Raw genomic sequence first — 12971 nt, 5'->3', positions numbered from 1 at the left:
ATTCATGTCTCTTACAATGCCGCTAAATGGGCAATCAAAAGTTATATACCCTTAGCCTTTGAAGTTGCCGCGTTGTTGGCTTTGGGGGTTCGCCCGAATTATGTCTATACCCTTCGTCTTTGAAGCCGCCGCGTTGTTGGCTGCGGGTGCTCGCCGAATCACGTAGTATGCCTACGCTCATCGGTCGATCGCCCTGGTCGCCTAGCGGCAACTTGAAAGACGAAGGGTATATATCCTTTACCTTTCAAGTTACGGTGGTGTTGGCAGCGATCACTCATTTCAGTCATGTACCGATTTGATTGATTGCTGCCTGCCTTGCCGTAACTCGAAATTCATTGGGTATACGCTCATCGGTCTCACGCCCTGGCCGCTTAGCGGCAACTTGAAGGACAGTGGGTATATTTAATGTGGAAAAAATCTCCCAAGCATTTTTATGAAAGCTACTGTGTTGCTTGGCACTTGGCACTTGGCACTTGTGCTCGCTGATACGCTGCCAAAAAAGCGAAAAAAATAGCCTCTGTTAAATTGTTGCCAATAACTTAAAATATTCATCACATTTAAAAAACGCAGGAGTCTTATCAATGCGAAGAAGCTGTCCTCAATTATTAAATATTTTGCTCGATGATGCTATGACAGCAAGGAAAGAATTATCGTATAATTTTCAACATGAAAATTCAGGATCCTATTTTCTTCACATAGATAACGTGCAACAACATGCGATTGCATTGCTAAAACTCAACCAACAAGTGAAAGAATTACTTCCATCACAATTACAACCTTGGTGCCGTACTGCTAATTATCGACGAAATATTCTAGTGTTAGAAATAGCTAATGCTAACTGGATGATGGCATTACGCTATGAGCAATCTAATCTGCTTTCCGCACTTCGAAAGAAAATTCTACCATCATTGGCATCAATCGACATTAGAATTAATCCGGGGTTAATGGCTCGAGGTGATGAGATTGTGAGAGAGTCCGCAAAATTTGCAGCAAGTACGGAAAAATCGGTGTCATTACGTCGATTAAGTATTAAAAGCGCTGAAGAATTAAAAAGATTGGCAAAATGTTGCCCAAAAAAGCTACGAGTGGCTCTTGAGCGTTTGGCTGCACTGGCAAAAAATTGATATTTTACTTGATAGTGATCACGCATGATTTTTTACTACAATATAGCGTTCGCCTTTGAAGCCGCCGCGTTGTTGGCTGCGGGTGCTCGCCGAATCACGTAGTAGGTCTACGCTCATCGGTCTCACCCCCTGGCAGCCGAAGGCAACTTCAAAGGCGAACGGTATAAACTCTCTTTTGGGCGTTTATTTTAAATCTCTTTTCTGTTAGTGAAGATTTTGTCAAAAAAGCGCCAAAACACTCGATTGTGTTATGTGGAATACATTCTTTTATTTTTTATTATCGAGTTAATTTTGTTACTGAAGCTTTCGAAAGGCTCTCTGAATCAACGGCTATTTTAGCAAGCCAACAGTGTTGATGGCATTTCAAATGCTAACGGCAATTCAGCCTTATCTTGAAAGGTGACGTACTCGTAAGCTTGTTGTTTGGCTAATACAGCTTGTAATAGTTTATTGTTTAATGCGTGGCCAGATTTAAACGCGGTAAAAGCACCGATGATATTGTGACCACACATAAATAGGTCGCCAATAGCATCCAGCATTTTGTGTCTTACAAATTCATCCCCAAAGCGTAAACCGTCCTCATTGAGGACACGGTAATCATCTACCACGATGGCACAATCGAAGCTTCCGCCGAGGCATAAACCGCGGGACTGGAGATGCTCTATATTACGCATAAATCCAAAAGTACGGGCTCTGCTGATCTGTTGTACAAAAGAGTCTGCCGAAAAATCTAGCGTATAGCGTTGTGTGCTAGCGTCGATAGCCGGATGATTAAAATCAATGGTGAAATCTAGGTGGAAACCATTAAAGGGGGATAGTTCTGCCCATTTATCGCCTTCTTCAACACGCACGGTTTCTTTTAAACGCAAGAATTTTTTTGCTGTATTTAGTTCTTTGATACCTGAGTCTAATAGTAAAAACACAAAAGGACTGGCACTGCCATCCATGATAGGCACTTCGGGAGCATCAACTTCGATGATAATGTTATCAATTCCTAAACCTGCTAAGGCGGCGTTAAGATGTTCAACAGTAGAAATGCGTACGTTGTGTTCGTTAACTAAACAAGTACAGAGTAAAGTATCACGCACAGACCTTGCGTCTGCTTGAAAATCGACTGCTGGAGTTAAATCAGTACGACGATAAATAATACCAGTATTAGCCTCTGCGGGTCTCATCGTCAAAGTCACTTTCTTTCCCGTATGCAAACCAACACCGGTGGTCTGAACAATGCGTTTTAGTGTCCTTTGTTTTATCATCGTTTCATCCTACAGTATTATTTGCCTAATCGATTTAAGATACAGAAAAACCTACAACTAGAGTCTAACACAAATAATAGGGATGCCAAATTCGGTCATGATTGCAAAACGTTATTAATGATATTTGCGATAATAAGTAGTGTTGCTTTTTATTGCTAATATTAAAAAAGTAGCGCTCACTCATTATCATAGATAAGTATCTCAATTACTGTGGATATCTTAAACAGAGACAAGATTACTTCACAAGTTGGGGGGGTAATGGCCTCAATTTTCCCATTCTTCTCCCTTGTGGAGTGTATTCCGATGTTTGGTACTGCGGAGGAGAAGGAAGGATTTGTTGTTCATCGCTATTTTTTTTAGTGCATGTTTCTGTCAGAAACAACCTTCCCCACTGGAATTGACATATTTGTTCGTTTTTTTGATAAGCAAGTGTAGAACAGGAAAATAATAAAATGGGAAATAAATAAGAAGGATGATTCTTTAAAAAAATATTTATTTTTTTCATATTGCTCACCTTGATTTTCCTATCACCATTAAATAGGGTTACCATTAAAGCACGTTGGTTAGTAAATAACCACCATGGCACTGTTAATAAAGTTAAATTATTGAATAACAAAGAATTTATAAAAATATTTAGGACGCATAAAATAATGATGAGATAAAAATAATACTTTTTGTGATCGGCTTCATCATTGAGAGAATTCGCCGATCGCTGCCATAAAAAATCGATTCATCTGTTTTTTTAAAGAGGAACCGTTTACTTTGAATGTATTTAAATTATAATTATTTCAATAAGTTAAATGAATATACTTTGTTAACAGTGCCATAGCCAAATTAGTTTAATTTGATTTTGTGTTGTCGTCGCTTGCCGTACTATTTGTACTGTCTGTGCTCCTCCGCCTTGAATCAAATTAAACTGATTCAGCCATATTAACCTCTTAATATTGATAATGGAGATTTTAGGATTGTTTCATCTCTATACCCTTCGCCTTTGAAGTTACGGCGGCGTTGGCTGCGGGGGCTTGCTGAATCACTTAGTATGTCTACGCTCATCGATCTCACATCCAGCCGCTAAGAGCCTATTCGAAATCTCTTATGCTTGCTGATACTTCGTCAAAAACGCGCTCAAGAAGATTTCGAATAGTCTCTAAGACCTTAGCACCATTAGCCGTCTGGCTTTTTTGTGGTTTTCACCCTAGAGTGAGACTAAGACTAGCAAAGTTCCGCTGTGTGAACATTTTTTCTTTAAAAAAATATATAAGCCATGCAATAAATAACAAATAAAATAATATAAATTAATATGTTTATTTCTATCTCTAATCTGTATTATTATTAACAAGGTCTAATTTTCACATGTTGCCATTATGTTTTCGGGCGGGGCGAATAACCATGAATTGGTCTATACACAAGAATACTGTGTTATGTCTTTTGTGGGGCGGATGGGCTATTGGTCTGGTAGGTTATACATTCTATAATCGCCTCATTTATCTACTTTTCGTTCCTGCATTATTTTTCTTATTTTTATTTTTTATGTTGATAAAAACTATGTTTAAAAAGAGAGCCGATAGTAACAATAGTGTGTCATCGGTAGTTAACGTTGCTGTACAAACCGGTACTGTCTTGCCTGGTACACAGCAAGATTTAGCAAAAACAAATACAATTATCGCCTCAGGGACAGTATTGAAAGGAAATATTAATCTTGAAGGTGATATTCAAATCTATGGCGTAATAATTGGTGATATTAGCGTCACGGAAGGAACAATTAAGCTGATGCGTAGCGGTAATATTGAAGGGAATTTGACGGCACCTCACATTACTGTTGATGGTTGTATTAATGGCGTTTGTGTTTCTGAACATCTAGAAATATTAGAGCATGGCCGATTAAAGGGGATTGTCAAAGGTAGTAACTTCTCGATTAAGAAAGGGGGAGTATTTATTGGTCAATCTGAAATCAGTGAAGAAACAAATGATGCTAAAGATAAAGCCAAGCCCGCTGTCTCTAAATCATCAGCACATAAAGAAAAAATAATTGTAGATCAAGTGCCTACTGAGGTATTGGCGAAAGTGTGATAATTTATCAATCAAAAAGTTATAAACATAGCTTTTTATATTATTTCCTGATCTATCCGTTAATTGTTAGGCTGCGTCAGTACAATCAATCGCTCAGAGTTTGCTGATCATCTGCTCTACAATGCTAGTCAGGAGTTGTCCATGAAACATTTTGTTATAGCAATTACTCTATTTTTTACCAGTTTACTTATCGTGTCTTGCACACCTAATACGGATAAGCTGGATGCTATTAAAAAAGAAGGGGTTATTCGTATTGCGGTTTTTGATAGTAACCCGCCATTTGGTTACGTAGACTCACAGACGAATAAATTGGTGGGGTACGATGTTGATATTGCCAATGCACTCGCCAACGCGCTAGGAGTAAAATTGGAACTACGTGCTACTAACCCAGCTAACCGTATGCCATTATTGAAATCGAAAAAAGTCGATTTGATAGCCGCTAATTTTACTATTACCGACGAACGTGCAAAAGAAGTGGATTTTAGTGTGCCTTATTTTGCTACCGGTCAAAAATTTATTGCTCGCAAAGGCGTATTAAAAACGGCTGAAGACATTAATAATTTACGTATTGGCGCTGATAAAGGTACGGTACAAGAAATCACGTTGCGTGAACATTATCCGACCGCGAAGGTGATCTCCTACGATGATACCCCACTTGCATTTGTTGCTTTACGTAATGGCAATGTACAGGCAATCACTCAAGACGATGCGAAATTAATAGGTCTGCTGGGTAATATCTCGAATGAACAGAAAGCAGATTTTGAAATTTCTCCTTTTAGTATCACCAAGGAATACCAGGGTGTGGCGGTTGCTAAAGGAGAAAAACGTTTAATTGATGCCATCAACGTGGCTTTAATTAAATTAGAACAAGAGGGTGATGCGACTAAAATATACCATCGTTGGTTTGGGTCGGAAAGCACTGCGCCTTTACCGCGCGGAAATTTTAAATTTGCGCCACTTGATCAGCAATTAAAAAATGATTGAATCCCATTCAACGCTAGATTATATACCCAATGAATTTCGAGTTACGGCAAGGCGGCCAGGGCGACCGACCGATGAGCCTAGACATACCATGAAGGCGAGGGCTTGCAGCCAACGCCGCTGTAACTTGAAAGGCGGAGGGTATAGAGCCCTTGGCATTCTTGGCAAGAGATCTCTCCAACCCTACCCTTTTTTAGTGTAGGGTTGGTTTTTTTCTGATAGTTAGATAACAGCAAATTTTTATATGCAATTTTTATGAATATAATCAATTTAAAGTATCATATTTATGCATAGTAAGACGGATGGATATCATTTATGAAGTTGCATCACCTTACTGATTGGTTACTTGCACCACAATATCTTCTTTGGCTATGGGATGGCTTTCTACTCACATTGTGGCTTTCTTCTTGTACTTTGGTGATTGCAACCTTACTAGGATTTCTACTAGCGACAGCCAGAGACAGTCATTTAAGAGCGTTACAATGGCCAGTGATGATTTATAGTGCACTATTTCGTAACACTCCATTGCTTATTCAACTTTTTTTTTGGTATTTCGCCGTCAGCAAAATATTGCCTGTATCTTGGATGCAGTGGTTAAATATTTCTCACCAAGCCGTATTTTTGGGGATCACCCTCAGCTGGCCATCTTTTGAATTTTTAAGCGGTTTAACCGGCCTGATTCTATATTCAGCGGCGTTTATTGCTGAAGAGTTGCGCGCGGGTATCAATGGTGTTGCCAGTGGACAAAAATATGCCGCGCAGGCATTGGGATTAACGAATTGGCAATCTATGCGTTATGTCATTTTGCCCCAGGCGTTAAAAATCTCCATGCCGCCCTTGCTCGGTCAATACATGAATATTATTAAAAATTCATCACTTACTATGGCTATTGGTGTTGCAGAACTTTCTTATGCTTCTCGTCAGGTAGAAACTGAAACATTGCGTACTTTTCAGGCTTTTGGCGTTGCGACCCTACTGTATATCATGACTATTGCGTTAATTGAAGCTTGGGGTATGTGGCGCCAGCAACGCTTGAAAGCCAGAGGACATTAAGATGGATTTCACTATTATTACCGATAATTGGCGCTATCTGCTATGGGGAGGATTTCCCGAATTGCCTTTGGGGGGAGCAGCATTAACATTATTGATTAGCTTAATGGCGGGTTTGGCCTCTGCTATTTTAGGCACGCTGCTGGGGGTGTTGTTAGCCATGACAACCGGTTTTTGGGGACAAATCTTAGCGGCAGTGTTAGGGTTTTTCCGTGCGATCCCGGTAATTATGCTTATATTTTGGACTTATTTTTTATTACCTATCATTTTTGGTGTTGATATTCCTGAAATCACTACGGTAGTCTGTGCACTGACGCTGATTACTTCATCTTATCTAGCCCATGCGGTGAAAGCGGGAATACTGGCGGTCGGTGCGGGTCAATGGCAAGCGGGTTTGTCATTGGGATTCAATCGCTGGCAAGTTCTACTGTTCATTATATTACCGCAAGCTCTGCGTATGATGGTGCCATCATTTATTAATCAGTGGATTGCATTAATTAAAGACACATCGCTTGCTTATATCGTTGGTGTTAATGAACTTACATTTTTAGCAACACAGGTTAACAATCGTAGTATGGTCTATCCAATGGAAATATTTTTATTTGTGGGATGCATTTATTTTGTGCTTTGTCTTTTACTGGATTTTTTGGTTAATGCTATACCCAATGAATTTCGTTACGGCAAGGCGGCAATCAATCGAGCTCCAGAAGTGTACAGGTAATACATGACAGAGGATGAATGATCGCTGCCAACCCTGCCGTAATTTGAAAGGCGAACAGTATATTAATCAAGGGATTCGACCTAACCGAAACATATTGATAAAACTTCATCATTAGCACTAGCGAGAAGATGACTATGCTAAAAAAATTAGTTTCTATATTGTTGTTTATTTTTATTTTAGTGGCTTGTACTACCCCCGGTGACAATACTTTAAACCTTGCGCCCAACGTGGTACTACCTCCGCCTGATCCAGCAATGATGGCGATAACGATTAATATTAATAGTGCTGATCAGCGTAAGGATACTGCACTTGCAACAGTAAATCGTGGAGGAAAGCTGGTATCCTTGACCGCTTCGCGTGATCTGTCCTTTTTATTACAAGAAGTATTGACAAAACAAATGGTCTCACGTGGTTACATGGTTGGTGGTCATGGCCTGATGGATTTGCAAATTATTGTCAACCAATTGAACACTGATGTACAACAAGGTGATCTATTCCACAAGGTTACGGCCAAAGCCGATATCTCTATTGTTGCTCAGGCGAAAAATGGCCAGCAACGGGTCAAAAACTACCGGGCGACTTATCACATCAAAGGGTCTTTTAGTGCGACGAACGAAAAAATCAGCGATGCAATCAACTCAGTATTAAGTGATGTTATCGCTGATATGGCACAAGACGTGACCATTACCTATTTTATAAAACAAAACGCACGCTAAAATTTTTAGGCTCTTTCAACGGTAAAAGCCATCACCTCGCTTATTTTTTTTGCGTTGAGAGCCAACATTATTAAGCGATCAACACCAAGAGCAACGCCTGAGCACGCTGGCAGGCCATGTTGCAGGGCGGTGATCAAGTTTTCATCTATTGAGGCAGGTGCGAGCCCCAGGTTAACACGTTGGTTATTTTCGTTTTCAAAACGTTGCCGTTGTTCAGCACTATCCGTTAATTCATCAAAGCCATTCGCCAACTCGATACCTTTATAATAAACTTCAAAACGCTCTGCTACCCGCGGGTCATCAGGATTGATCCGCGCCAATGCGCTTTGTGATGCGGGGTAATGATAAACAAAAACCGGTTTATCATGTCCAATACGTGGCTCTATACCGCTAACAAATAATAATTGCAGCAAGGTATCCCGACTTTCTTCATTATCTGCAATATCCGCAATATGACTTAGCGCTGGCCTACACGCCACTGCGCGGAGTGCTTGGTTATTGGCAGTCAGTGGATCAATTTCTAAATAACGTATAAAAGCTTGTTGATAAGATAATTGTTCAGCAGGTTTGCAACACAATATTAGTTGCAGCAATTTATCGACTTCATCGATTAATTTTTGCATATCGTAGCCTGGCCGATACCATTCCAACATAGTAAATTCTGGATTATGATGGCGCCCCGCTTCCTCATTACGGAAACTACGCCCCAATTGGTAAATGGAACCACTGCCCGCCGCTAACAGGCGTTTCATGTGATATTCCGGGCTCGTCATCATATACAGTGTTAATCCGGCTGCGGCGCCTGGACCGATAAACTGAGTTTGAAAAGGAAACAGATGGATGTCTGTCACTGTTGCTTGACTCAGGGCGGGTGTTTCTACTTCCATTACGTTATTTTCGGCGAAAAATTGCCGTATTTTTGCTAATATCCGGGCGCGTTTTTTTAAATGATCAATAGACGCGCTTGGACGCCAGCGTAGGTCTTTATTGTTATTCATACAAATCTAAAAGTTATCAAGAAGTGGTTTATACCCTTCGCCTTTCAAGTTACAGCTGCGTTGGCTGCAAGCTCCTCGCCTTCATGGTATGTCTACGCTCATCGGTCGGTCGTCCTGGCAGCCGAAGGCAACTTAAAGGGATGTGGGTATAGAGAGTTGATCAGTGATTATTTGCTCTAATTTCTCTTGATCAATAGCAAAATTGCGTATCCCTTCCGCCAACTTATCGACCGCCATCGGATCTTGGTTATGCTGAAAATAAAATTCAGTTTCCGTTAATGGCGCGGGTCTTGTTTTTATTTCGCCCTGGTAAAACAGTTTACGTTCTAATGAACCTTCGCTCATCGCCAACTCTTGTAACAACGAGGAAGAAATAGTTAAGCGATCGCAACCTGCCAGCTCGATGATCTCACCAATATTACGAAAACTGGCGCCCATCACTACCGTTTTATAATTGTGTTGTTTGTAATATTGATAAATTTTTGTGACGGAGACGACGCCAGGATCGTTTTGCGGTGTAAATTCTTTCTTATCAGTATGAGATTTATACCAATCGAGAATACGACCAACAAAAGGAGAGATAAGGTATACGCCCGCTTCGGCACAAGCACGTGCTTGTGCGAATGAAAAGAGCAGCGTTAAATTACAGTTGATACCTTCTTTTTCTAATATTTCAGCAGCCCGAATGCCTTGCCAGGTCGCTGCTAATTTAATCAAAATACGATCATTACTAATACCGGCTTCGTTATAAAATGCTATTAATCGTTTTGCTTTTGTGACACAGGCTTGTGTGTCATAGGAAAGACGTGCATCCACTTCAGTAGAAATACGACCTGGAATCAACGATAAAATGGCTAAACCAATATTTACTACGAGTTTATCACTTGCATCAATCACTTGCTGACAAGGATCAAGGCTATTATCACGCGCCCAATGGAGGGTTTGTTCAATTAACTGGCGATATTCTGGGAGTTGAATGGCTTGCAAAATCAGCGAAGGATTAGTGGTGGCATCCTGTGGTTGATAGCGCCTTATCATGGCAATATCACCGGTATCAGCAACAACAGTCGTCAGTTGACGCAGAGAGGTTAATTTATCGATCATGTTGTGACTTCTCATCATGTATTGCCGAGCTAGGCTGACAGGGGACTCTATGCTTGGTGATCTGAGCGATCAAAAAATCGATAATTTTATCGCTTTTTATCATTTGTGTTTCACCGCTGCGGCGATTTTTATATTCCACTTCCTGGTTATCATGATTGCGTTCACTAATCACTATACTATGTGGTACACCAATCAATTCCATATCAGTGAACATCACGCCCGGACGCTCGCAACGATCATCTAAAATGACCTCTACTCCATGATCACTCAGCGCTTTATATAAAGCCTCAGCTTGTTCTTGCACCCGAAAAGATTTGTGCATATTCATTGGTAAAATCGCCACTTGAAACGGGGCAATCGCCTCTGGCCAGAGGATACCGTCTTCATCGTAGTTTTGTTCAATAGCGGCAGCCACTATGCGTGACACGCCAATACCATAACATCCCATGGTGATGGCCTGCTTTTTACCTTCTTTGTTTTCTATTGTAGCGTTCATTATTTTGGAGTATTGGGTGCCCAGTTGGAAGATATGACCCACTTCAATGCCTCGTTTAAGTAGCAAAGTACCTTGACCATCTGGACTGGCATCACCTACAACGACATTACGGATATCTGCCACCTGTGGCAATGGTAAATCACGCTCCCAGTTGATACCAAAATAATGTTTACCATCAATATTGGCACCGGCACTGAAATCATTCATTACGGCAACACTGTGATCGGCGATAATAGGTAAATTCAGATTCATCGGACCCAAAGAACCAGATCCGGCTCCTAGTGCCGCCCGAATTTCTTCTTTATCGGCAAAAGCAAGTGGAACGGCGACTTGAGATAATTTTTTTGCTGATAATTTTTCTATTTTTGTTTTATTAAGGTCATGATCACCACGCAGTAATAGCGCGATCAGTTTATGTCCACTTCCTTTAGCCGCACGTACCAATAGTGTTTTTACCGTTTTTTCGATCGGTATTTTGAACTGTGTTACTAGGTCAGCGATGCTTTTTACATGTGGCGTATCAATAATACGCAGTGCTTCAGTCGCCTCTGCTCGTGATTGTGTGGGGGCGACTGCTTTCGCCAACTCAATATTGGCCGCAAAATTTGATGTAGTTGAGAAAACAATATCGTCCTCACCACTGTCTGCCAATACTTGAAACTCGTGTGATCGGCTGCCGCCAATTGAGCCAGTATCTGCCTGTACCGCGCGGAAATTCAAACCGATACGGCTAAATATTTTACTGTAAGTGGCATGCATCGTATCGTAAGTTTCTTGCAAAGATTCCTGAGTAGTATGAAAGGAATAGGCATCTTTCATTAAAAATTCACGAGCGCGCATCACGCCAAAACGGGGTCGTACTTCGTCACGAAACTTGGTTTGGATCTGAAAAAGATTAAGAGGTAATTGTTTATAGGATTCAATTTGATTACGAACCAAGGCCGTGATCACTTCTTCATGAGTGGGTCCGAGAACAAAGTGACGTTTATGACGATCAACAAACCGTAATAGTTCAGAACCATATTTATCCCATCGTCCACTTTCTTGCCATAGATCCGCCGGTTGTACCATGGGCATAGACACTTCAATCGCTCCGGCATTATTCATCTCTTCACGTACGATATTTTCGACTTTTTTTAACACTCGGAGACCGGTTGGTAACCAAGTATAAAGTCCAGAAGTTACCTGCTGGATCATGCCTGCCCGTAGCATCAGTTTATGACTAATGCTTTCAGCATCGGCAGGTATTTCTTTTTGGGTGGCAAGCAGATATTGGCTAGTACGCATATGACATGTGATTCCATTAGGGCGGGTATATACCCTTTGCCTTTCAAGTTATAGGGGCGTTGGCTGCTCGTACTCCTGAGATTCGATTGATTGCCGACTAGCCGTAACTCGAAATTCATTGGGTATAGACTAAAAACATAAAAACGGAGGAGAAAGCCCATAAGACGGAGAAAAATTGTCTTATAAGCTTATGATTAGAAATTACCAGCCTTTTACGGCTCCGCCATTAAATATTTGGTTAGCGGCTTCGATTACTTCTTCGGACTGATATGCTTGGACGAATTTTTTAACATTATCCGCATCTTTATTATCTTCACGTGCAACGATTAAATTAACATAAGGTGAACTTGTGTCTTCAACAAACAAGCCATCTTTAGCAGGACTCAGTCCAATCTGGCTAGCGTAGGTATTGTTGATAATCGCTAAAGTGATTTGTTGATCATCGAGTGAATGAGGCAATTGAGGTGCATCCAATTCCACCAATTTTAGCTCTTTAGGATTTTCAACTATATCCAAAACAGTAGGTAATAAGCCAACGCCTTCCTTTAACTTAATTAAACCTTCTTTTTGCAGTAATAGCAGTGAACGGCCAAGATTAGTGGGATCGTTTGCGACCGCTATTTGTGAGCCGTGCTGCAGCAATTCGTCCAATGGTTTTTTATTAGTGGAATCGTTCGCTTCCGCTATTTGTGATTCTGACTGCGATTCGTCCGGTGATTCAACTGCATTAGTGGAATCGTTCGTTGCTCCTGCTATTTGTGACTCGTCCGGTGATTTAATTTTTTTTGAATAAGCCGCAATCGGGTAAATAAAAGTTTTCCCCACTGGAGCCAGTTTATAACCGCGATCTTTAATTTGTTGCTCTAGATAAGGTTTGTGTTGAAATGCATTAACATCAATCTCGCCTTTATTGAGTGCTTCATTGGGCAAAACATAATCATTAAAATCTACCAATGTTACGTCCAAGTTGTATTTTTCTTTAGCCACTTTTTTAGCAACTTCGGCCAATTGCTTTTCAGCGCCAACAACAATGCCGACTTTAATATCATTAGGCTCTTTAACATCACTAGGCTCTTTGGAATCACAACCTGCAATTATTAAAGAACCGAGTAGTGCACTTATAACTGCGATAGACTTGATAAACATAGATCTTGTTCCTCATAAATAA

Annotated in this window: 15 protein-coding genes; 7 read left to right on the top strand and 8 right to left on the bottom strand. The window is 40.7% G+C overall.

What is annotated here, in order from left to right; translation table 11 throughout:
- Nucleotides 1-34: 34 nt before the first annotated feature.
- Nucleotides 35-181, bottom strand: coding sequence for a hypothetical protein (locus AACL30_RS08570; RefSeq protein ID WP_339056335.1), 147 nt, complete (start codon nucleotides 179-181; stop codon nucleotides 35-37).
- Between the two features lie 400 nt (nucleotides 182-581).
- Here AACL30_RS08570 and AACL30_RS08565 point away from each other — a divergent pair, with 400 nt between their 5' ends.
- Nucleotides 582-1124 carry a DUF721 domain-containing protein gene (locus tag AACL30_RS08565; protein ID WP_339056334.1) on the top strand — a complete coding sequence of 181 codons (543 nt, stop codon included), beginning with the start codon at nucleotides 582-584 and terminating at the stop codon, nucleotides 1122-1124.
- Between the two features lie 335 nt (nucleotides 1125-1459).
- Here the strand turns inward: AACL30_RS08565 and lpxC are convergent, their stop codons facing one another.
- The 3 genes from lpxC to AACL30_RS08550 all read right to left on the bottom strand — a co-directional run bounded on the left by lpxC (nucleotide 1460) and on the right by AACL30_RS08550 (nucleotide 3433).
- Nucleotides 1460-2380: a UDP-3-O-acyl-N-acetylglucosamine deacetylase gene (lpxC, locus tag AACL30_RS08560; protein ID WP_339056333.1), complete on the bottom strand. Its 921-nt coding sequence runs from the start codon at nucleotides 2378-2380 to the stop codon at nucleotides 1460-1462.
- Between the two features lie 235 nt (nucleotides 2381-2615).
- Entirely contained in the window at nucleotides 2616-2885 is a 270-nt protein-coding gene (locus AACL30_RS08555; protein ID WP_339056332.1) for a hypothetical protein, read from the bottom strand.
- 425 nt (nucleotides 2886-3310) lie between these two features.
- Complete coding sequence (locus AACL30_RS08550; RefSeq protein WP_339056331.1) at nucleotides 3311-3433, bottom strand: hypothetical protein; 123 nt, start codon at nucleotides 3431-3433, stop codon at nucleotides 3311-3313.
- Between the two features lie 336 nt (nucleotides 3434-3769).
- Here AACL30_RS08550 and AACL30_RS08545 point away from each other — a divergent pair, with 336 nt between their 5' ends.
- From AACL30_RS08545 to AACL30_RS08520, 6 genes are all read left to right on the top strand, one after another.
- A complete protein-coding gene (locus tag AACL30_RS08545) occupies nucleotides 3770-4450 on the top strand; it encodes a polymer-forming cytoskeletal protein (protein WP_339056330.1) in 681 nt (226 codons plus the stop codon).
- Between the two features lie 141 nt (nucleotides 4451-4591).
- The gene (locus tag AACL30_RS08540; protein ID WP_339056329.1) at nucleotides 4592-5434 is read left to right on the top strand and encodes an ABC transporter substrate-binding protein; all 843 of its coding nucleotides are present in this window, start codon (nucleotides 4592-4594) and stop codon (nucleotides 5432-5434) included.
- On the top strand, nucleotides 5427-5633 hold the full coding sequence (locus AACL30_RS08535) for a hypothetical protein (protein WP_339056328.1): 207 nt from the start codon (nucleotides 5427-5429) through the stop codon (nucleotides 5631-5633). The genes AACL30_RS08540 and AACL30_RS08535 overlap by 8 nt, the downstream gene beginning before the upstream one ends.
- Nucleotides 5634-5746: 113 nt before the next feature.
- Nucleotides 5747-6484, top strand: coding sequence for an amino acid ABC transporter permease (locus tag AACL30_RS08530; protein ID WP_339056327.1), 738 nt, complete (start codon nucleotides 5747-5749; stop codon nucleotides 6482-6484).
- 1 nt (nucleotide 6485) lies between these two features.
- Nucleotides 6486-7202, top strand: a complete 717-nt coding sequence (locus AACL30_RS08525; protein WP_339056326.1) for an amino acid ABC transporter permease — start codon at nucleotides 6486-6488, stop codon at nucleotides 7200-7202.
- A gap of 134 nt (nucleotides 7203-7336) precedes the next feature.
- Nucleotides 7337-7918: a YajG family lipoprotein gene (locus AACL30_RS08520; protein WP_339056325.1), complete on the top strand. Its 582-nt coding sequence runs from the start codon at nucleotides 7337-7339 to the stop codon at nucleotides 7916-7918.
- A gap of 5 nt (nucleotides 7919-7923) precedes the next feature.
- On the opposite strand, the gene epmA is transcribed toward AACL30_RS08520, so the two are convergent.
- The 4 genes from epmA to AACL30_RS08500 form a co-directional block, all read right to left on the bottom strand.
- A complete protein-coding gene (gene epmA, locus AACL30_RS08515) occupies nucleotides 7924-8916 on the bottom strand; it encodes an elongation factor P--(R)-beta-lysine ligase (RefSeq protein WP_339056324.1) in 993 nt (330 codons plus the stop codon).
- Between the two features lie 132 nt (nucleotides 8917-9048).
- Complete coding sequence (gene tal / locus AACL30_RS08510; RefSeq protein WP_339056323.1) at nucleotides 9049-10020, bottom strand: transaldolase; 972 nt, start codon at nucleotides 10018-10020, stop codon at nucleotides 9049-9051.
- Nucleotides 10010-11803, bottom strand: coding sequence for a proline--tRNA ligase (locus AACL30_RS08505; protein ID WP_339056322.1), 1794 nt, complete (start codon nucleotides 11801-11803; stop codon nucleotides 10010-10012). The genes tal and AACL30_RS08505 overlap by 11 nt, the downstream gene beginning before the upstream one ends.
- Before the next feature lie 201 nt (nucleotides 11804-12004).
- The gene (locus AACL30_RS08500) at nucleotides 12005-12949 is read right to left on the bottom strand and encodes a MetQ/NlpA family lipoprotein (RefSeq protein ID WP_339056321.1); all 945 of its coding nucleotides are present in this window, start codon (nucleotides 12947-12949) and stop codon (nucleotides 12005-12007) included.
- Nucleotides 12950-12971: the final 22 nt, after the last annotated feature.

This window comes from Candidatus Regiella endosymbiont of Tuberolachnus salignus (assembly GCF_964020115.1).
GTDB lineage: Bacteria > Pseudomonadota > Gammaproteobacteria > Enterobacterales > Enterobacteriaceae > Regiella > Regiella insecticola.
Note: the sequence above shows the minus strand (reverse complement) of the source record. Positions and strands in the feature narration are given on the sequence as shown.

Bases quoted from the DNA above. Each gene is read 5' to 3' on its own strand.
- tal (WP_339056323.1), bottom strand. From the start codon at position 10,020: ATGATCGATAAATTAACCTCTCTGCGTCAACTGACGACTGTTGTTGCT.
- AACL30_RS08525 (WP_339056326.1), top strand. From the start codon at position 6,486: ATGGATTTCACTATTATTACCGATAATTGGCGCTATCTGCTATGGGGA.
- AACL30_RS08545 (WP_339056330.1), top strand. From the start codon at position 3,770: ATGAATTGGTCTATACACAAGAATACTGTGTTATGTCTTTTGTGGGGC.
- AACL30_RS08535 (WP_339056328.1), top strand. From the start codon at position 5,427: ATGATTGAATCCCATTCAACGCTAGATTATATACCCAATGAATTTCGA.
- AACL30_RS08520 (WP_339056325.1), top strand. From the start codon at position 7,337: ATGCTAAAAAAATTAGTTTCTATATTGTTGTTTATTTTTATTTTAGTG.
- AACL30_RS08555 (WP_339056332.1), bottom strand. From the start codon at position 2,885: ATGAAAAAAATAAATATTTTTTTAAAGAATCATCCTTCTTATTTATTT.
- AACL30_RS08570 (WP_339056335.1), bottom strand. From the start codon at position 181: ATGAGCGTAGGCATACTACGTGATTCGGCGAGCACCCGCAGCCAACAA.
- AACL30_RS08505 (WP_339056322.1), bottom strand. From the start codon at position 11,803: ATGCGTACTAGCCAATATCTGCTTGCCACCCAAAAAGAAATACCTGCC.
- AACL30_RS08565 (WP_339056334.1), top strand. From the start codon at position 582: ATGCGAAGAAGCTGTCCTCAATTATTAAATATTTTGCTCGATGATGCT.
- AACL30_RS08540 (WP_339056329.1), top strand. From the start codon at position 4,592: ATGAAACATTTTGTTATAGCAATTACTCTATTTTTTACCAGTTTACTT.
- AACL30_RS08500 (WP_339056321.1), bottom strand. From the start codon at position 12,949: ATGTTTATCAAGTCTATCGCAGTTATAAGTGCACTACTCGGTTCTTTA.
- AACL30_RS08530 (WP_339056327.1), top strand. From the start codon at position 5,747: ATGAAGTTGCATCACCTTACTGATTGGTTACTTGCACCACAATATCTT.
- lpxC (WP_339056333.1), bottom strand. From the start codon at position 2,380: ATGATAAAACAAAGGACACTAAAACGCATTGTTCAGACCACCGGTGTT.
- AACL30_RS08550 (WP_339056331.1), bottom strand. From the start codon at position 3,433: ATGAGCGTAGACATACTAAGTGATTCAGCAAGCCCCCGCAGCCAACGC.
- epmA (WP_339056324.1), bottom strand. From the start codon at position 8,916: ATGAATAACAATAAAGACCTACGCTGGCGTCCAAGCGCGTCTATTGAT.